The sequence below is a fragment of the Ruegeria sp. AA3 genome, assembly GCF_056542905.1.
Genome location: NZ_JBQGAQ010000007.1, coordinates 88,701 through 106,820 on the forward strand (window position 1 = coordinate 88,701; position 18,120 = coordinate 106,820).

The 18,120-nt window shown below is 56.9% G+C and carries 18 protein-coding genes; 12 read left to right on the plus strand and 6 right to left on the minus strand.

The window, feature by feature from the left end; all coding sequences use genetic code 11:
* The first annotated feature begins 63 nt into the window (after positions 1-63).
* The 4 genes from ACR0JR_RS13655 (at position 64) to ACR0JR_RS13670 (ending at position 6,224) form a co-directional block, all read left to right on the plus strand.
* Positions 64-1,392 carry an amidase gene (locus ACR0JR_RS13655; RefSeq protein ID WP_480456602.1) on the plus strand — a complete coding sequence of 443 codons (1,329 nt, stop codon included), beginning with the start codon at positions 64-66 and terminating at the stop codon, positions 1,390-1,392.
* Between the two features lie 108 nt (positions 1,393-1,500).
* Positions 1,501-2,682 carry an aminotransferase class I/II-fold pyridoxal phosphate-dependent enzyme gene (locus tag ACR0JR_RS13660; RefSeq protein WP_480456738.1) on the plus strand — a complete coding sequence of 394 codons (1,182 nt, stop codon included), beginning with the start codon at positions 1,501-1,503 and terminating at the stop codon, positions 2,680-2,682.
* A gap of 14 nt (positions 2,683-2,696) precedes the next feature.
* Positions 2,697-5,588, plus strand: a complete 2,892-nt coding sequence (locus ACR0JR_RS13665; protein WP_480456603.1) for a DNA translocase FtsK — start codon at positions 2,697-2,699, stop codon at positions 5,586-5,588.
* Positions 5,589-5,627: 39 nt separating this feature from the next.
* A complete protein-coding gene (locus tag ACR0JR_RS13670; protein WP_480456604.1) occupies positions 5,628-6,224 on the plus strand; it encodes a LolA family protein in 597 nt (198 codons plus the stop codon).
* A 10-nt stretch (positions 6,225-6,234) separates the two neighbouring features.
* On the opposite strand, the gene ACR0JR_RS13675 is transcribed toward ACR0JR_RS13670, so the two are convergent.
* Positions 6,235-6,816 carry a transglycosylase SLT domain-containing protein gene (locus ACR0JR_RS13675; protein WP_010440829.1) on the minus strand — a complete coding sequence of 194 codons (582 nt, stop codon included), beginning with the start codon at positions 6,814-6,816 and terminating at the stop codon, positions 6,235-6,237.
* 60 nt (positions 6,817-6,876) lie between these two features.
* Positions 6,877-7,758: an AEC family transporter gene (locus ACR0JR_RS13680; protein WP_480456605.1), complete on the minus strand. Its 882-nt coding sequence runs from the start codon at positions 7,756-7,758 to the stop codon at positions 6,877-6,879.
* Positions 7,759-7,838: 80 nt separating this feature from the next.
* Here ACR0JR_RS13680 and hspQ point away from each other — a divergent pair, with 80 nt between their 5' ends.
* Positions 7,839-8,165 (plus strand): heat shock protein HspQ, encoded by a 327-nt coding sequence (hspQ, locus tag ACR0JR_RS13685; RefSeq protein WP_010440833.1) that lies wholly within the window; start codon positions 7,839-7,841, stop codon positions 8,163-8,165.
* Between the two features lie 24 nt (positions 8,166-8,189).
* Here the strand turns inward: hspQ and ACR0JR_RS13690 are convergent, their stop codons facing one another.
* From ACR0JR_RS13690 to ACR0JR_RS13700, 3 genes are all read right to left on the minus strand, one after another.
* A complete protein-coding gene (locus tag ACR0JR_RS13690) occupies positions 8,190-9,767 on the minus strand; it encodes a gamma-glutamyltransferase family protein (RefSeq protein WP_480456607.1) in 1,578 nt (525 codons plus the stop codon).
* A 211-nt stretch (positions 9,768-9,978) separates the two neighbouring features.
* The gene (locus tag ACR0JR_RS13695) at positions 9,979-10,395 is read right to left on the minus strand and encodes an ATP-binding protein (RefSeq protein ID WP_480456608.1); all 417 of its coding nucleotides are present in this window, start codon (positions 10,393-10,395) and stop codon (positions 9,979-9,981) included.
* A gap of 55 nt (positions 10,396-10,450) precedes the next feature.
* Complete coding sequence (locus tag ACR0JR_RS13700) at positions 10,451-10,789, minus strand: STAS domain-containing protein (protein WP_170771531.1); 339 nt, start codon at positions 10,787-10,789, stop codon at positions 10,451-10,453.
* A 102-nt stretch (positions 10,790-10,891) separates the two neighbouring features.
* Between ACR0JR_RS13700 and ACR0JR_RS13705 the strand changes: the two genes are divergently transcribed.
* On the plus strand, positions 10,892-12,064 hold the full coding sequence (locus tag ACR0JR_RS13705; protein WP_480456610.1) for a thiolase family protein: 1,173 nt from the start codon (positions 10,892-10,894) through the stop codon (positions 12,062-12,064).
* 75 nt (positions 12,065-12,139) lie between these two features.
* Positions 12,140-12,592, plus strand: coding sequence for a GAF domain-containing protein (locus ACR0JR_RS13710; protein WP_480456611.1), 453 nt, complete (start codon positions 12,140-12,142; stop codon positions 12,590-12,592).
* A gap of 10 nt (positions 12,593-12,602) precedes the next feature.
* Here ACR0JR_RS13710 and ACR0JR_RS13715 read toward each other — a convergent pair whose 3' ends face one another.
* The gene (locus tag ACR0JR_RS13715) at positions 12,603-12,887 is read right to left on the minus strand and encodes a DUF1294 domain-containing protein (RefSeq protein WP_170476242.1); all 285 of its coding nucleotides are present in this window, start codon (positions 12,885-12,887) and stop codon (positions 12,603-12,605) included.
* A gap of 117 nt (positions 12,888-13,004) precedes the next feature.
* Between ACR0JR_RS13715 and ACR0JR_RS13720 the strand changes: the two genes are divergently transcribed.
* From ACR0JR_RS13720 to ACR0JR_RS13740, 5 genes are read left to right on the plus strand one after another with little or no spacing between them, the layout of a single operon-like run.
* Positions 13,005-13,574, plus strand: a complete 570-nt coding sequence (locus ACR0JR_RS13720) for a helix-turn-helix domain-containing protein (RefSeq protein ID WP_480456612.1) — start codon at positions 13,005-13,007, stop codon at positions 13,572-13,574.
* Positions 13,574-14,197, plus strand: a complete 624-nt coding sequence (locus tag ACR0JR_RS13725) for a LysE family translocator (protein WP_480456739.1) — start codon at positions 13,574-13,576, stop codon at positions 14,195-14,197. Before ACR0JR_RS13720 ends, ACR0JR_RS13725 begins: the two co-directional genes overlap by 1 nt.
* A 4-nt stretch (positions 14,198-14,201) precedes the next feature.
* A complete protein-coding gene (locus ACR0JR_RS13730) occupies positions 14,202-14,582 on the plus strand; it encodes a GFA family protein (protein ID WP_029621880.1) in 381 nt (126 codons plus the stop codon).
* Between the two features lie 15 nt (positions 14,583-14,597).
* The gene (locus tag ACR0JR_RS13735) at positions 14,598-17,045 is read left to right on the plus strand and encodes a GcvT family protein (RefSeq protein WP_480456613.1); all 2,448 of its coding nucleotides are present in this window, start codon (positions 14,598-14,600) and stop codon (positions 17,043-17,045) included.
* 24 nt (positions 17,046-17,069) lie between these two features.
* On the plus strand, positions 17,070-18,116 hold the full coding sequence (locus ACR0JR_RS13740) for an alcohol dehydrogenase family protein (RefSeq protein ID WP_480456614.1): 1,047 nt from the start codon (positions 17,070-17,072) through the stop codon (positions 18,114-18,116).
* Positions 18,117-18,120: the final 4 nt, after the last annotated feature.

The window sequence follows — 18,120 nt, forward strand, 5'->3', positions numbered from 1 at the left end:
GGGATTGTCCATGTGCGGTCCTGTCGCTACCGTCCGGACACGGAATTAACTGGAGGGGACCGGATGCAAGACTGGCTGACCATGACGGCATGTGATTTGGGCCGTGGTATCGGAATGGGGCAGATCGATCCGGTTGAACTGACCGAAACATATCTGAGCGCGATTGACGCCCATCCACATCGCGATCGCATTTACGCCTGTGTTACCCACGACCGCGCCCGCGCCGAGGCACAAGCAGCTCAAGAGCGGGTCAAACTTGGCCTGCGTCGATCATTGCTGGATGGGGTTCCGATCAGCTGGAAAGACCTGTTCGACACGGCTGGCGTCGGAACCGAGGCAGGTTCGGCCCTGCTGAAGGGCCGCGTGCCCGATTCTGACGCGCAGGTGGTACGGAACGCAACAGCAATGGGCACGGTCTGTCTGGGTAAAACCCACATGAGCGAATTGGCGTTCTCGGGTTTGGGCCTCAACCCTGTGACGGCCACACCTCCGTGTGTGAATGACGAAGAGGCCGTACCCGGAGGTTCATCCTCAGGGGCAGGGGCCTCGGTGGCATGGGGTCTTGCGGCTGGTGGCATCGGGTCAGACACGGGTGGATCGGTGCGCATTCCTTCTGCATGGAACGATCTTGTGGGGCTCAAAACCACGGCGGGGCGCGTTAGCCTCGAAGGCGTCGTACCGCTTTGCCTGAAATTCGATACGGTTGGGCCTTTGACAAGGTCTGTTGAGGATGCCGCTCATATGCTGGCTGCGCTGGAGGGCACAGCCCCGGCTGATTTGCGCGGAGCCTCTTTGAAAGGTCGCCGCTTTGCTGATTTGCAGAACGTGGCCAAAGATGATCTGCGCGAGGCACCAGCCAAGGCCAATGATGAGGCGCTAGTGCGTCTGAAAGAGGCCGGGGCCGAGATTGTTCCGCTTGAAGTGCCCGAGTTGAACGATGCGATGGGACTGTCAGGTGTGCTTTATACGACCGAAGCCTATGGTCTGTGGCGCGACGTGATCGAAGCGAACCCTGAAGCGATGTATCCCGAAATCCTGGAACGGTTCCGCATGGGCAAAGCCTATACCGGCCCGGATTACGTGGCTGCCTGGTCAAAGCTGACTGCCTGCCGTCAGGCCTGGGACGCGGCGACCGCCGGGTTTGACGCGGTGCTTGCGCCGACGGCGCCGATCCTACCGCCCAATCTCGACCGGCTGATGAATGATCATGACTACTATGTCACCGAAAATCTCTTGGCCCTCCGAAACACAAGGATTGGAAATCTGATGGGGCTTGCGGCGCTGACTTTGCCCACGGGAACACCCGGTTGCGGGCTGATGATGCTGGGCTATCCGGGGTCGGAAGAGGCCCTGTTACGGCTCGGATCAGCCGCCGAAGGTGCTTTGACCTGAATGCCACAATCCCCTGATTCGGAACCTCTTTGTCTGGACGAGACCCGGGTCGATCTGTAATCTGCCAAGAAACGGGGCGCAAAATGACCCCGATATTGAGGCAGTATGATGAATTACCCCGAGCGGTTTTCGAACCTACCGGAATATGCATTCCCGCGTCTGCGCGCCCTGTTGGATCATCATCAACCGGGTGGCGATATCGTTCACATGACCATTGGCGAGCCCAAGCACGATTTTCCGCCCTGGGTAACCGACGTGATCTTGGAAAACGCCGCCGGATTTCAAGGTTATCCGCCAAACGAGGGCTCGCCCGAATTGCGCGCTGCAATCGCTGACTGGGTCAACCATCGCTATGGCGTGTCGATGGATGCAGATACCAATGTGATGGCACTGAACGGCACCCGCGAGGGGTTGTACAATGCCGCGATGGCACTGTGCCCTGAACAGAAGAACGGCCAGCAGCCGATCATTCTGTGCCCTAACCCGTTTTATCAGGTCTACATGGTCGCCTCGATCTCGGTCGGAGCGCAGCCCTATTTTGTGTCCGCAACCGCCGCAACTGACCATTTGCCGGACTACACCAGTTTGCCCGAAGAGGTGCTGAATCGCACGGCCGTCGCCTATATCTGTTCACCCGCGAACCCTCAGGGGGCGGTCGCATCGCGAGACTATTGGGCTGAACTGATCCAATTGGCCGAGAAATACGATTTTCGCATCTTTGCCGATGAGTGTTACTCCGAGATCTACCGCGACACCGCTCCGGTCGGCGCGCTGACCGTTGCACAGGAGCTGGGTGCTGATTCCGAGCGAGTTACTCTGTTCAACTCACTGTCCAAGCGATCAAATCTGGCCGGATTGCGGTCCGGGCTGATCGCGGGTGGGCCTGAGACAATAAAACAGGTCAAGCTGTTGCGCAGCTATGCGGGTGCCCCCTTGCCTGCACCGTTGCAGGCCGCCGCCGCCAAAGTCTGGGCCGATGAGGTGCATGTGCAGGAGAACCGCGCTCTTTATCAGGAGAAATACGCCATCGCGGATGAGATCTTTGCAGGTGTGCAGGGTTACATGCCGCCTGAGGCCGGGTTCTTCCTGTGGCTGCCGGTCGAAAACGGCGAAGTAACCGCATTGAAGCTTTGGCAGGAAACCGGCGTTCGGGTTCTGCCAGGCGCATATCTTTCCCAAGGTGATCCGGGGCAAAACCCGGGCGAGCAATTTATCAGGGTCGCTATGGTGGCTCCAAAAACAGAGATGAAGCGCGGGCTGATCACGCTCCGCGACTGCATCTATTCGTGAGGTACGAGGGCAAAATGGCATCATTGAACGCGCGCAACCGTGACCCGCTGCTGGACAGCACCACGCAGGCCGCCATCGAACGGCGCAGTAAGGAACTGATCGGGATCGCTCTGATCTTGTTGGGGCTCGCAGCCGCCGCGATGGTATGGTCCTATACGCCTGACGATCCGAACTGGATGGTCTCAACCGACGCACCTGTGCAGAATTGGATGGGGCGCATCGGGGCCTCGATCGCCGCACCGTTGTTCATGATCGTGGGGTGGGGCAGCCTGGGTGTCGCGCTGGTATTGGTCACCTGGGGCGTGCGCTTTGCTGGTCATTTTGGCGAAGATCGCGCCATTGCCCGTTTGATTTTCGCTCCGATCTGGATTGCAGTTCTGGCCGTATACGCAGCGACGCTGGTGCCGGGTGTCGAGTGGCGGGCTACGCATAGCTATGGGCTGGGCGGTCTGTTTGGTGACACGGTGATGGGCGCTTTGTTGACGCTGTTGCCGATCTCTTCCCATTTTCTTGTCAAGCTGATGTCGCTCGCGATGGCGGTTGGGATGCTAGCGCTGGGCGTTTTCGTGTTGGGTTTTACCAAAGTCGATGTGCGCAATGGTTTCCGGGCCTTCTTGTTGGGGCTGGTCATGGCTTATGACTTGCTGATGAATGCGCTGGGCCGAGGGGCGACCGCGACCGCGCAGGCCGCGCGCGATCGAAAAGCGCAGTGGGTCGAGCGTAAAGCAGAACGCGCAGTAGCGGTGCAGGCGGATTTTGATGATGATCTGGCCTATGCAGATCCTGTTTTTGAAGACCCTGAGCCTGAAGTTCAGGAGCCCGCAGCTAAGACAGGTCTTCTGGCGCGGATGCCATCGCTGATCCGCCGCCCCGAACCGATGCCCGAACCCGAGTTGATCGAAAACGTCGCTGTCGAAGGCTATTACGATATGCCCGGCGAGGATCGTATTCGGTCCAAGATTTCGGCTGCGGTACGCAATCGTAAGGTCGCGGCAGGGGAGCTGACGCCTGAACCTGATCCGAGTCTGCCATTGACCAAAGGGCGGGGTAGGGGTCCGGATCCGCTGATATTGAACTCTGGCGTGGCAGATGAATTGCCACCTGAGCCTCCGATGACATCTGCCGGTTTGCCCCCCGAACCACCGATGACTGCTGGTTCTGAGGCGTCTTATTTGGCTCAGGCTGATTTTGTGGCCGAACCGGACTATGAAGACGAGGCAGTGTTTGAGGATGCCCCTGAACAAGCGCCGCAACCACGGCAGGCGGTTAAGATACCGGTGGCAGAACCGCGTAAGCCCGTAGTGGCTCAGCCGGTTCGCCGCGCTCCGCCGCCTTCGCGCCGGGCACAGGCCGAGGCGCAGCCGACACTTTCATTTGAGGAGCGGCATTCCGATTTCGAACTGCCACCGCTGGGCTTGTTGTCAAACCCGGCCAGCATTCAGCGTCATCACCTGAGTGATGAGGCGCTGGAGGAAAATGCGCGGATGCTGGAAAACGTACTGGATGATTATGGCGTCAAGGGTGAGATCGTCAGCGTCCGCCCCGGCCCCGTGGTCACCATGTACGAACTTGAACCGGCTCCGGGCCTGAAGGCCAGCCGTGTGATTGGTTTGGCGGACGATATCGCGCGCTCGATGTCGGCCCTGTCGGCGCGGGTGTCGACTCTACCGGGGCGCTCGGTGATCGGGATCGAACTGCCGAATGAAAATCGTGAGATGGTGGTGCTGCGCGAAATCCTCGCCAGCCGTGATTTCGGCGATGGAAATCACGCGCTGCCGCTGGCGTTAGGTAAGGATATCGGCGGTGAGTCTGTCGTAGCGAACCTCGCGAAGATGCCTCACCTGCTGATCGCGGGTACGACTGGCTCAGGTAAGTCAGTGGCGATCAACACGATGATCCTGTCGTTGCTGTATAAGCTGACGCCAGATGAATGCCGCCTGATCATGATTGATCCGAAGATGTTGGAACTGTCTGTTTATGACGGTATCCCGCATCTGCTCTCACCCGTCGTGACCGATCCGAAAAAGGCGGTCGTTGCTCTGAAATGGGTCGTGGGCGAGATGGAAGACCGATATCGCAAGATGTCCAAGATGGGCGTGCGCAACATCGCGGGCTACAATGGCCGTGTGAAAGACGCGCTGGCCAAGGGAGAGATGTTCAGCCGCACGGTCCAGACCGGATTCGACGATGAAACCGGTGAGCCGATGTTCGAGACCGAGGAATTCGCGCCTGAGGCAATGCCCTATATCGTCGTCATCGTCGATGAGATGGCCGACCTGATGATGGTCGCAGGTAAAGAGATTGAGGCCTGCATCCAGCGTCTGGCGCAGATGGCGCGCGCCTCGGGTATTCACTTGATCATGGCTACGCAGCGCCCCTCGGTCGATGTGATCACCGGCACGATCAAAGCGAACTTCCCGACACGGATTTCATTCCAGGTAACTTCGAAGGTCGACAGTCGCACCATTCTGGGCGAGATGGGCGCCGAACAGCTGCTGGGGCAGGGCGACATGTTGTATATGGCGGGCGGCGCCAAGATTACCCGTTGCCACGGCCCGTTTGTCTCAGATGAAGAGGTCGAGGAAATCGTCAATCACCTGAAACAGTTCGGCCCGCCGGATTACATGAGCGGCGTAGTCGATGGCCCGGCCGAGGAAAAGGCTGACAATATCGACGCCGTTCTGGGCTTGAATACCGGTGGTAACACCAACGGAGAAGACGCCCTTTATGATCAGGCGGTGGCGATTGTGATCAAGGATCGCAAATGTTCAACCTCGTACATTCAGCGGAAACTCGCCATTGGCTATAACAAAGCGGCGCGGCTTGTTGAGCAGATGGAAGACGAAGGCGTAGTTTCCGGGGCAAATCACGTGGGCAAACGTGAAATCCTCGTCCCCGAGCAATAGGATATTTAATAACAAGGGCAGAACGCTTATCTGGGGCGTATGAAACAGATTGCTTTTGCCCTTGCTCTGACACTGGCCGCACCTGCCGCATGGGCGGCGGACAAGCTGCCGCTGTCGCAGATCTCTAACTATCTGAATCAGTTGAAAACGGTTCAGACCACCTTCACGCAAGTAAATGATGATGGCTCGTTGAGCACCGGAAAGCTGTGGTTGCAGCGCCCGGGTAAGATGCGGTTTGAATATGATCCGCCAAATGACGCGGTGGTTTTAGCACGGGCCGGAACGGTGCAGATATTCGACCCCAAATCGAACCAACCGCCCGAGCAGTACCCTTTGAAACGTACTCCGCTGTCTCTGGTCTTGGCGCGCAATGTCAATCTTGCACAAGCCAACATGGTTGTGGGTCACGACTTTGACGGAACAGCTACGATTGTCACGGCTCAGGACCCCAAGAACCCTGAAAGCGGCCGGATCGAACTGATGTTTACTTCCGATCCGGTTGAGCTGCGCAAATGGGTGATACACGACAACGCAGGCAGTCGGACGACCGTTCTGCTTGGGCCTCTGACCGAGGGGGGGACCCTCGATTCAAATGTATTTTCTGACAAAGCCAGAATCGGGTCAAGCAATCGCTGACCCGACAGGTTCAATATCGGCAATTCGCCAACTGGGCCTGATACAGCTCTGCGCGGGCGTCCACATCACTCGCCACATTCAGCAGCCATGACTTGCTGTTGTAGCTGCCGCGCGCGTAACCCGTATGACCTTCGTGATAGGCCAGATACTGGTTGCGCGTGTCGCTGGGGTGGATGCCGTTCCGCTCATAGCTTTTGTTCATGTACCAGCCGATGAAATCTGACGCATCGCGAATACGATCCCGCTTGGCGCGGCGTTTTCCCGTTTCGCGCTGATACTGCTCCCAGGTGCCATCAAGCGCCTGGCCATAACCGTAGGCGCTGCTTTGACGACCCATAGGAATAACACCCAGCACATATTTGTGCGGGGTGCGTGCGTCGTGCCTATACCGGCTTTCCTGGTAAATCGTTGCCATCTGAACGTGGACCGGAACGCCCCATTTGCGCTCGGTGCTTTTGAAGGCCTTGATATAGTCGGGCTTTTCGCGCGCAATGCTGCACGCGTCATTCAGTCTGCTTGGCGGCTGCTTCGACCCGCCACCACAGGATGCCAAAAGCAGCACCCCGAAGAGTACGAAAAGAAATCTGCTCATGTGCCTCGTGCCTTTTTTCTTTATTCTAGCGCAGATTGAGCATTTTGGAAATCACAATCGTTACAGAATAATAGCGAGAATTAGAGGTAGTGCTGCAATAGACAACATCGTCGAGACCATAACCATGCCGGCAACAGCGTCGGAATCAGCCTCGAACCTTTCCGCCAGCAGGTATGATGTCACGGCGACTGGCGTGCACATCTGCAAGACCAACACTCCAAAAGCCACAGGCCCCAACCCAAAACCGGCGGCAAAAGCCCAGCCGAGCCCGAAGCAAACAGAAAGCTTGAGCAGAGAAAGCAAAATCGCCTGTTGCAGTTTTTGGGTTGTCAGTCGGGCAATCGCTACGCCCAGTGTAATCAGCATCATCGGAATCGCCATTTGACCCAGCAATTCCAGCGTGTTGGTCAGAAACAGAGGTGTTTGCCACCCGCGCCAAAGAAACAAAGCCCCCAGCAACGTGGCCCAAACCATGGGTTCGCGCAGAACCTTCCCAAATGCTCCGCGCCCGGCAACCAGATAGATACCGTAGGTGAATGAGAACAGAGCGGTCACTGCCAAAAAGATCACCGCATAACCCAATCCTGCCTGACCAAATGCAAATATGCAAAGCGGTAGCCCAAGATTGCCGGTATTTCCAAAGATAAGCGGTGCCAGATAAGTGCGTTGCTCCATTCCGGTCAATCGCACAAAGGCCCAAAACACTGCTGCCAGCGCGATATGGGCCGCAATTGCCGCAATGGTGAACCGGGTCAGATCCCCACCGGGAATATTGGTCTGCATCAGGGCGACAAAAATCAGACTGGGCACCGCAAGTGTGACCGCAAGACGCGTTACAAACTGTAGCCGATACTCAAATCCAAGCCTAACCCATGCGAACCCGATCCCAGCCAAAAGGAACACAGGGGCCACGATTTCGAACACTGTCAGTAGTAGGTGCACAGACTGTTTCCCCGAATTTCCACTCAATGATTGGCTTTTCCGCCCGAAAAGAGGTAGTAACCTCTTTGGGGGCCGAAACAATGTTAAAGACACAAGCCAAGTACCGCCTGGGACAGGTGGTTCGACATAAAAGACACCCTTTTCGAGGGGTAATTTTTGATGTCGATCCGGAATTTTCGAATTCAGAAGAATGGTATCAGGCCATCCCCGAAGATAGCCGCCCTCTGAAAGATCAGCCGTTCTATCACCTGCTAGCTGAAAACGACCAATCCTTCTATGTGGCTTATGTTTCAGAACAAAATCTGATCGAAGACCAATCGGGTGAGCCCGTTGATCACCCCGACATCCCCAATATGTTCGGCCCGTTTCAGGACGGATCATACCCGTTGCATTTTCAGTTGAACTGAATTCCGTAGCTGTATTGTAAGTGTTTAGTATCCAAGGGCGCAGCCGTCTTTACGCGGGTCACTTGCCCCTATCAAGATGCCTGTGTCACAGATTCGAATGGCTTGCGCGCCCCCAAGAGGTGTTTCCAGAACTTCAATGATGTGCCCCATATCGGATAATTGTTGTTTGATTGGGTCAGAATAGCCGCGTTCCATTTTTAATACACCTCCATCCGCAAACGCGCGGGGGGTGTCTATGGCCTGCTGCATCTCCATCTTGAAATCCGTCAGGTTTGATACAAGCCGGGCATGGCCGGTCGGTTGATAGGCACCCCCCATGACGCCAAAGGGCATCGTTATCCGGCCATTTTCACGCAAAAGGCCGGGAATGATGGTGTGCATAGGACGCTTCCCACCTGCCAACTCATTTGGATGTCCAGGTTCAAGATTAAACCCGGCCCCCCTGTTCTGCAGCAATATTCCGAACTTCTCGGAAGCAATGCCCGAGCCGAACCCATGGTAGATCGAATAGATCAGCGAAACCGCCATGCGATCCCGATCTACAACCGTGATATAGACGGTGTCCTTGTGCACGGATTCAGTCAGAGGGGCGGCTGCGGACATAGCGCGTTTCGGGTCTATGAGGGCAGCCAGGCTTGCAGCGGTTTCTGGGGCAAGGAAATGCGCCATCCGGCTGCTATGATCGGGGTCGGCAATGAACCGGTTGCGGGCGTCATAGGCCAGTTTGGTGGCCTCGGCCTCGATATGCACCCGCTCGGCCCCCAATGGGTCGAGTGCTGCCAAATCAAATTGTTTCAGGATGTTTAGCAAAAGGATAGCGGTGGCACCCTGACCGTTTGGTGGATGTTCGTACAGATCGACACCTGCGTAATCTCCACGAACAGGCGACGCTTCGTCACTCTGAACCGCCGCGAAATCTTGTGCTGTGTGTGTGCCTCCAAGTTCGGACAAGGCCGCCAGCATGTCTTCGGCAATCTCACCGTTATAAAACGCGTCATGCCCTTGTCGTGCCACTCGGCGCAGTACCTCTGCCTGGCCCGGTGCTCGAAAAATCTGACCGGTTTGCAGGGGTTTGCCATCCTTCAGATAGTGATCCCGTGCGGCACCTTGCAGTGTCGCGGCGCTGTTTCGCCAATCAAACGCTACGCGCGGCGCAACTGGTACGCCAATTTCAGCATAGTGGATGGCCGGTCGCAGAATCGCTTCCAGCCCCAATCGCCCCTCCGATTGTGCCAATCGGCAAAAGGCCTCAACGGCGCCAGGAATAGTCACCGCATCGGGGCTGGTCAGAGGGACGGAGCTTAGTCCGCGATCACGCAATGCCCCTGCATCAGCATCCGCTGCGGCACGACCTGAGCCGTTTAGTGCGCGCACGCTGTTCTCATCTGCGCGGTTATACAGAACAAAGCAATCGCCACCCAAGCCGGTCATCTGTGGCTCGCAAATGCCCAAAAGCACAGCACCCGCAATGGCGGCATCCATCGCATTGCCCCCTTGTTCAAGAATGTCCAAAGCTGTTTTGGCGGCCAGTGGATGTGATGTGGCACACATTCCTTCGGTTGCCAGAACTTCAGACCGTCCGGGCTTGTGCAGATCGCGCATAGAGTACCTCTTCCGTAATCAGGCCGAGATTAGGGCTTGGGATAAAATTGTCCAACAATTTCAGGAAGGAGGTTCCTCGGCGCCGTTCACTGGGTGGGGGCTGTGACGCTAGGCGCCGAGGGAAGCTATCTGAGCTACCCCTTGTTTATGATCTTTGTTTGCGGCGCGACAATGGTTCGATCTGGGCGTTATTGTGGCCATTTGGTGCCGATCAGTGTGGCGTGTCAAAGTTGAAGCGAAGGTAGAGCAGATTAACTCCGTCTTTGCGCTCATACAGAATGTCGCTGCTAAGTCGGTGAATCAGGTACCAGCCAAAGCCGCCTTCAGGAAGGTTCTCCAAATCTGTGTCGACGGGTGCCGGTTGGCTGCTTGGCACACGCAAACCGGGCATTGGATCGCCGGAGTCAAAAATTTGGACTATCAGTTCTTTTGCGCACAAAGAGCAATCAATTCTAATGTCAGTAGAGGAGATCTCGGCATAGGCGTGTTCAACCACATTGTTTATGGCTTCGGTGAGCGCAATTCTAACATCGTCAGCTTTACTTTCTGGCAAGCCGTGTTTTGCCAGTCGAGCACTTAAAATAGCTATCCCTTCGGAGGCCTGAACCTGAGTCGCAGGAAAGCTCAAAATGAGACAATCTTGTTTGCAATTGGCGCCCACGGCGATTTACTCCTGCCGGTCGTCAATCCGCCTCTGCGCATATCGCTTCATCCAGCGAAGCGAACAACCTGAAAACGGTGTCCATACGCGTAAGACGAAACACTTTTTGAACAATCGGGCGCGGTTCTGCCAAGTCCAGGCGTCGCCCGTCGCCCAGTTGTTTCATTGAGGCGACAATGGCCCCCAGGCCACTGGAGTCTATGAATTCTACCGATGACAAATCCAGAACAATTCGTTTCGCTCCGGTTTGTGTTTCTGCCCGCATGTCTTCTTTGAATTGAATCGCCATTGCGGCATCTATGCGGTCGCAGTGAACGGATATTACTTGTGTCTCGCCGGTCGTGTCGCTGCTGAGCCCCATGGTTAACCGCCCTTCGTATTGCAATTTGATCGTAGAAATACGCTAGACGGTAATTCTTACCATTCGGTATCCATGGTCGAGAAAGCACGAGGGAGATTCCGGATGAACGAAGTTGTGATCGCGGGGGCCGCACGCACGCCAATGGGTGGATTTCAGGGAATGTTTGACGGCGTCGCTGCTGCGGATTTGGGTGGTGCTGCAATCCGTTCCGCGTTGAAAGGTGCAGGGGCTGAGACCGTTGACGAAGTGCTTATGGGCTGCGTCCTTCCAGCGGGTCAGGGCCAAGCCCCTGCGCGCCAAGCGGGATTTGCAGCAGGCTTGGGTGAAGAGGTGCCCGCCACAACGATTAACAAAATGTGTGGCTCCGGCATGAAGGCCGCAATGATTGCGTTTGACCAGATCGCTTTGGGCCATACTCAGACAATGGTCGCTGGCGGGATGGAGAGCATGACTAATGCACCCTACCTTCTGCCCAAGATGCGCGGCGGGGCACGGATCGGGCACGGGCAGGTGGTTGATCACATGTTTCTGGACGGGCTTGAGGACGCCTATGACAAAGGCCGCCTCATGGGCACTTTCGCCGAAGACTGCGCCGAATCCTACCAGTTCACGCGCGAGGCGCAGGACGAATATGCTCTGCGATCGCTTTCGAACGCTCTGTCAGCGCAGGAAAATAATGCCTTTGATCAAGAGATTACCTCGGTCTCGATTCAAACCCGCAAGGGAGAGGTCGTGCTGGATGCAGATGAGCAACCACAGTCGGCGCGGCCCGAGAAGATACCCACGCTGAAACCAGCCTTTCGCAAGGATGGAACGGTAACGGCGGCCAATTCTTCTTCGATCTCGGATGGTGCAGCCGCCCTTGTGCTTGCTTCGGCTGAGGCGGCTGAAAAGCAGAACCTGACCGTGCGTGCGCGAATCCTTGGTCACGCCAGCCATGCTCAAGCGCCGGGGTTGTTCACAACTGCTCCGGTCCCTGCCGCGCAGAAATTGTTGGATCGTATCGGTTGGAAGAAAGAGGATGTCGATCTGTGGGAAGTCAACGAAGCCTTCGCTGTTGTGCCCATGGCCTTCATGCACGAAATGGGCTTGTCCCGTGAGATCGTGAACGTGAATGGCGGCGCATGTGCGCTTGGTCATCCGATTGGCGCCTCCGGGGCCCGGATCATGGTCACGCTGCTCAACGCGTTGGAAAAACGGGACCTCAAGCGCGGTGTCGCGGCAATCTGCATCGGTGGCGGAGAAGGGACGGCCATAGCAATAGAACGCGTTTGACGCTTTGACTTTTTGCCAATACTCCGGGGAATTGGCGGCAGCGCCCGCAGTTCCCCGGATGCAAGGTCCATCAACATGACAGCCGATTACGACACACTCGCCAAAACCATTGCCGCCTTGACCGAAGGTGAAACCGACGAGGTTGCGCTGATGGCCACGGTGGCATGCGAAGTGCATCACTCTGACGACCGTTTCGACTGGACAGGGTTTTATCGCGTGACCGAGCCCGAGGTGTTGAAAATCGGACCCTATCAAGGTGGGCACGGCTGCCTTGTGATCCCTTTCGAACGGGGCGTTTGTGGCGCGGCTGCCCGGACAGGGCAGACTCAATTGGTCCCGGATGTCGACGCCTTCCCGGGCCATATTGCCTGTGCATCTTCCACACGATCCGAGTTGGTGCTGCCCGTGCGGGATGCTAACGGAGACGTTATCGCAGTGTTTGATATCGACAGCGATCAACCTGATGCGTTTACCGAGGATGACGCGGTTGCGCTTGGCTCCGTTCTTGCGCATGTTTTTGCGCGCTAGGAATCTGCATCTATTGCAATAGCGCCCCGAGGTCGTGAGAGACGATCAGATAGCAAAGCCCGGCGTGACACGCGGTAATGGCATAAAGCCACGTAGAAAATCCGCGCTTGCGTGTCTTGTGTCCAAATATCCAGCGCCCAAGAAGCGCGGCCAGACTGCCGCCCAGAGCTGCCAACCACAACAAGCGCCGCTCAGGAATGCGCCGCTTTCTGCGGCGTGCACGCAACTTGTCCCAACCAAAGATCAATATGGTTAGGGCGTTAATGGCCCAAAGATAGATTACGGCAATCCACATGGACCGTGCATAGCCAACTATTTTTGCGGACCCAAGTGAAAAAATGCTTGGAAATTTCACCGATTCGAGGCACCGTGAAAAAGTAAGAAAAAATTTCACGCTACCTCGGAGCGCAAATTGAACTCTCAGGCCCCCCACAGCGCAACACTCGGTGCCGACCTGCGCGCGCTGCGTAAAGCGCGCGGGTTGACGCTGACTGAAATCGCTAATCGATTGGATCGGTCCGTAGGCTGGCTCAGCCAGGTCGAAAGAGACATGTCCGAGCCTTCAATCTCGGATCTACGACAGATTGCCGAGTGTTTGGGCGTGCCGATGTCGATGCTGTTTGCTCATTCTGCAGCTCCAGCGGATGAGCAAGGATATGTCGTGCGGGCCGGATCACGTCGTCCGATGGGCTCGGGTGAAGAAGGTCTGATTGAAGAATTGCTTTCGCCTGACCTGACCGACGATTTCGAGATGGTGCATTCAACGTTCGAGCCGCATTCGCAGATGCAGACGCCAGCAAACCGGCCGACACAGGAAGTCGGCTATATGGTGTCAGGCCGTCTGGAACTGACGATTGGTACGCGCAGTTTTCAGGTTGGTCCCGGTGACAGCTTCCGGATCAAGCATGAATCCTACACATGGTCCAACCCGTTCGACGAACCCGCCGTGGCCATCTGGGTCATCGCGCCGCCGGTGTACTGATGAGTTTTGAGGCCTGGACCATATTCGCTCTGTTCTGGGTGGTGTTTGTGACCACCCCGGGGCCGAATGCGGTCAACTGCATCTCAAATGGAATGAGCCTGCCATTCCCCAAAGCTATGCTGGGCGTGCTCGCCATTCTGACACAGGCAAGCGCGTTCCTGATCCTCTCGGCTGTGGGGATTACTGCTTTGATTGCCGCGTCGCCAATGGGGTTCTTTATCGCCAAACTGATCGGGGCGGGATTTCTTATCTGGATGGGCGTTCGCGGTTGGATGAACGCTGCGAAGCCTGCTCCAGCTTCTGAGCGTCCGGCGCGGCATGTTTACTTTCATGCGTTGGCCGTCGCCACGATCAACCCCAAAAGCGTCGCCGGATACCTTGCGGCGTTTTCGCAGTTTGTGCAGCCGGATGTACCCATCTGGCAGCAGATGGCTGTGATCATGCCGACGGCACTGGTCATCACGACACTCAGCTATACCGGGTTCACCTTGCTGGGGGCACTGATGGGCAAGGCCGCACTGGGGGCGGTGTTCAATATCTGGGTACGCCGCATGATGGCGACCTGTTTCATCATCTATGGCGTTTTGCTGGGGGCCAGTTCTACGCCGACAGCGAGGGGATAAAGACATGCATACCGGTTCCTGCCTTTGCGGCGCGGTCGCTTTTGTTGTTGACGGAGACCTCACGCCACCAAATGCCTGCCATTGCGGGCAGTGCCGCAAACAGTCGGGGCATTTGTGGGCCTCGACCGTCACGCATCAGGACAATCTCAACTTTACCGCCAGCGAAACGCTGGGCTGGTATCGCGCCTCTGACATTGCCAAGCGCGGCTTCTGCCGCGCTTGTGGCTCGTTCCTCTTCTGGCAGCACAATGACGAGGACACGATCGCAATTTCCGTGGGCTCTTTGGATGAGCCGACCGGTTTGAAACTCGCCCAGCACATCTTCGTGGCGGACAAGGGCGATTACTATGACATCAAAGACGACCTGCCGCAGCGGGCTCACTAATAGGGAACCAAACACATGAGTGATTTTCCAACCAAGGCCCGCGTGGTCATCATCGGCGGTGGCGTTGTCGGCTGCTCATCGCTTTATCATCTGGCCAAGAAGGGCTGGACGGATTGTGTTCTGTTGGAAAAGAACGAGCTGACCGCAGGCTCGACATGGCACGCGGCGGGTAACGTGCCGACCTTTTCGACCTCGTGGGCGATCATGAACATGCAGCGCTACTCGACCGAGCTGTATTCGCGCCTTGCGGACGAGGTCGACTATCCGATGAACTACCACGTTTCGGGGTCGATCCGTTTGGCGCACAGCAAGGAGCGGATGCAGGAATTCGAGCGGGCCATGTCCATGGGCCGCTATCAGGGTATCCCGATGGAGATGTGGACGCCGGAGGAGGCCAAGGAACGCTATCCCTTCCTTGAGACTCATGATCTTGAAGGCGTGCTCTATGACCCGACCGATGGCGACATCGATCCGGCGCAGCTGACCCAGGCTCTGGCCAAAGGCGCGCGCGATATGGGGCAGAAGATCATCCGCTTCTGCCCGGCAACAGGTGTGACCCAGCATGATGACGGCACTTGGACCGTGCATACCGATAAGGGTGACATCGCCTGTGACTATGTGGTGAACGCAGGTGGTTACTATGCCCAGCGCGTAGGGGAATGGTTCAAACCTTTTGGCGGCCGCACCGTGCCCGCGATGGTGATGAGCCACCAGTACCTGTTGACCGACGAAATCCCCGAGATTGAAGCGTGGTCAAAAGAAAGCGGCGGCAAGCTGCCGCTGCTGCGCGATGTGGATATCTCATACTATCTGCGGCAGGAGAAGAACGGCTTCAACCTTGGTCCCTACGAACCCAACTGTAAGGGCCACTGGATGACCGAGGATGACCCGATGCCCGAGGATTTCAGCTTCCAACTGTGGAATGACGATCTGGACCGCATCGAAGATATCGTCACAGATGCGATGGAGCGGGTGCCGCTGATGGCAACCTCGGGCGTTGGTCGTGTCATCAATGGCCCGATCCCCTACGCGCCGGACGGTTTGCCTCTGATTGGCCCGATGCCGGGTGTGACAAACGCGTTCGAGGCTCATACTTTCACCTTTGGCATCGCCCAAGGTGGTGGCGCTGGCAAAGTTCTGGCCGAATGGATTGTCGACGGCTACACCGAATGGGACATGTGGGCCGTCGATCCGCGTCGTTATACCGACTACACCGATCAGGATTACTGCAATCAGAAAGGTATGGAAGTCTATGGCAACGAATACGCCATGCACTTCCCCCATCATGAATGGCCCGCTGCACGCGACAAGAAACTCTCGCCTGTGCACGCCAAGGTCAAGGAACTGGGCGGTGTCATGGGGGCCTACAACGGCTGGGAACGCGCCAACTGGTTCGCGCAACCCGGCGATGACACCTCTCTGGAGGCTACACATACTTGGGGACGTTCAGGTCCTTGGGAGCAGCGGGTCAAAGAAGAGTGCGAAGCCGTGCGCGATCACTGCGGCGTGCTGGATCTGCCCGGGTTCTCTCGGTTCTGGATACAAGGGGATGGTGCGGATGACTGGCTGCGTGGGTTCTGCACCGGAGGTATACCCAAAGCCGGGCGCATGAACCTGATCTATGTCTCGGATGAAAGAGGGCGCATCCTGACTGAGTTGTCCTGTATCCGTCTGGCTGAGAACAACTTCGTCCTGATCACCGCCGCGACGGCGCAGTGGCATGATGGGGATTTGATCCGGAATTCGGTGCCCGAAGGTGTGACTGTTCGCGAAACCACAACCGAGCGCGATACGCTGATCGTAACGGGGCCGATGTCGCGGAATGTGTTGTCCGGCATCACGGATGCGGATCTGCAGCAAGGCTGGCTGACCCATCAGTTTGCCAAAGTTGCCGGGCAGGATGCCTTTCTGATCCGCGTCTCTTTCGCGGGCGAGTTGGGCTGGGAAATCCACGCTGAAAACGATGCGATGCCAGCCATCTACGAAGCCGTGCTGGCTGCCGGGGCCAAACCCTTTGGCATGTATGCGCTAAACTCTTTGCGGATCGAGAAAGGTTATCGCGCATGGAAGGGCGATCTGAGCACGGATTACTCTTTGCTTGAAGGTGGTTTGGGTCGTTTTGTCAAACTCGACAAGCCGCAGGATTTTGTTGGCAAAGCGGCCATTCAGAACGAAAAGCAGCAAGGCGTTAAGAAATCCTTTGTCACTCTGATCGTGGACGCAGGCGAGGTTGATGCGCCTTACATGTCCTGCATCTGGAGCGGCGATGAGATCGTGGGTGAAACGACCTCAGGTGCGTGGGGGTACCGCATCGGTGCTTCCGTCGCGCTGGGCATGGTGCGTGCAGATCAGGCCGTGCCAGGAACTGAGCTGGAGGTTGAAATCTACGGTCAAAAATGCCGTGCTGTTGTGCAGGAAGACCAACCGCTTTGGGATCCTTCGAATGAACGGTTGAGGGCCTGACGACCTATATAGAAAGGAACGCAAATGACCCGGCAGATGCAAGGCGTATATCTGAATGGCCACGGTGGACCCGAGGTGTTGGAATGGCGGGACGATATCCCAGTTCCAAACCCTGATCCGGGGCAGGTCCTGGTCCGCGTTGCCGCTGCCGGGGTGAACAACACTGACATAAATACGCGGATCGGCTGGTATTCCTCGGACGTCACGGGTGCAACGGATGCGGTAGATCAGCAGGTCGAAGCAGGTGGTTGGGGAGGTGCGCTGCACTTTCCCCGGATCCAGGGTGGCGATCTTTGTGGAATTGTCGATGCGGTTGGATCGGGTGCGGCGTTCAAGCCTGGTCAACGGGTGACTTGCCCGATCAATTTGCCGCGCCCGGTTCCTGGCCGACCACAGGATTTTATCGTGCTCGGTTCAGAAATTGACGGGGCTTTTGCCCAGTATTGTCTGATGGAAAGTGATGACCTGTACGACGTAACTGAATCGCCTTTGTCTGACGTTGAAATTGCCGCGATTCCCTGTGCTTTTGGAACGGCCGAAGGCCTGCTGACTCGTGCCGGTGTCATCGCAGGTCAAAAAGTGCTGATCACAGGGGCGTCGGGCGGTGTGGGCCTTGCCGCCGTCCAGCTTGCAGCGCTGCGCGGGGCGACGGTCTGGGGCGTTAGCTATGCCGCCAAATCTGAGGTGGTCAAGTCACAGGGCGCAATCGGGACTTTTGAACGCGACGCGGCTTTGCCGGAAGACATGTTCGATGTCGTTATAGATGTGGTCGGAGGTCCGGCTTGGCCAGGCCTGATACTTGCGTTGAAACCCGGCGGCCACTATGCCGTAGCCGGCGCGATCGCAGGTCCCATTGTCAGCGCGGACTTGCGGGATATCTATCTGCGCGACATCACGATCCATGGGTGCACCTATCAGCCACCGGATGTTTTTGACCGCCTTGTTGCATTGATGAATGCAGGTCGGATCAAGCCCTTGGTCTCAAAGACCTATCCGTTGCGCGACATTGTTCAGGCGCAAGAGGATTTCCTGTCCAAGACTTTGCCCGGAAAGCTGGTTCTGGTGCCGTGAAAGA

Bases quoted from the DNA above. Each gene is read 5' to 3' on its own strand.
- ACR0JR_RS13705 (WP_480456610.1), top strand. From the start codon at position 10,892: ATGAACGAAGTTGTGATCGCGGGGGCCGCACGCACGCCAATGGGTGGA.
- ACR0JR_RS13715 (WP_170476242.1), bottom strand. From the start codon at position 12,887: ATGTGGATTGCCGTAATCTATCTTTGGGCCATTAACGCCCTAACCATA.
- hspQ (WP_010440833.1), top strand. From the start codon at position 7,839: ATGTTAAAGACACAAGCCAAGTACCGCCTGGGACAGGTGGTTCGACAT.
- ACR0JR_RS13665 (WP_480456603.1), top strand. From the start codon at position 2,697: ATGGCATCATTGAACGCGCGCAACCGTGACCCGCTGCTGGACAGCACC.
- ACR0JR_RS13670 (WP_480456604.1), top strand. From the start codon at position 5,628: ATGAAACAGATTGCTTTTGCCCTTGCTCTGACACTGGCCGCACCTGCC.
- ACR0JR_RS13660 (WP_480456738.1), top strand. From the start codon at position 1,501: ATGAATTACCCCGAGCGGTTTTCGAACCTACCGGAATATGCATTCCCG.
- ACR0JR_RS13710 (WP_480456611.1), top strand. From the start codon at position 12,140: ATGACAGCCGATTACGACACACTCGCCAAAACCATTGCCGCCTTGACC.
- ACR0JR_RS13700 (WP_170771531.1), bottom strand. From the start codon at position 10,789: ATGGGGCTCAGCAGCGACACGACCGGCGAGACACAAGTAATATCCGTT.
- ACR0JR_RS13655 (WP_480456602.1), top strand. From the start codon at position 64: ATGCAAGACTGGCTGACCATGACGGCATGTGATTTGGGCCGTGGTATC.
- ACR0JR_RS13675 (WP_010440829.1), bottom strand. From the start codon at position 6,816: ATGAGCAGATTTCTTTTCGTACTCTTCGGGGTGCTGCTTTTGGCATCC.
- ACR0JR_RS13730 (WP_029621880.1), top strand. From the start codon at position 14,202: ATGCATACCGGTTCCTGCCTTTGCGGCGCGGTCGCTTTTGTTGTTGAC.
- ACR0JR_RS13740 (WP_480456614.1), top strand. From the start codon at position 17,070: ATGACCCGGCAGATGCAAGGCGTATATCTGAATGGCCACGGTGGACCC.
- ACR0JR_RS13690 (WP_480456607.1), bottom strand. From the start codon at position 9,767: ATGCGCGATCTGCACAAGCCCGGACGGTCTGAAGTTCTGGCAACCGAA.
- ACR0JR_RS13725 (WP_480456739.1), top strand. From the start codon at position 13,574: ATGAGTTTTGAGGCCTGGACCATATTCGCTCTGTTCTGGGTGGTGTTT.
- ACR0JR_RS13735 (WP_480456613.1), top strand. From the start codon at position 14,598: ATGAGTGATTTTCCAACCAAGGCCCGCGTGGTCATCATCGGCGGTGGC.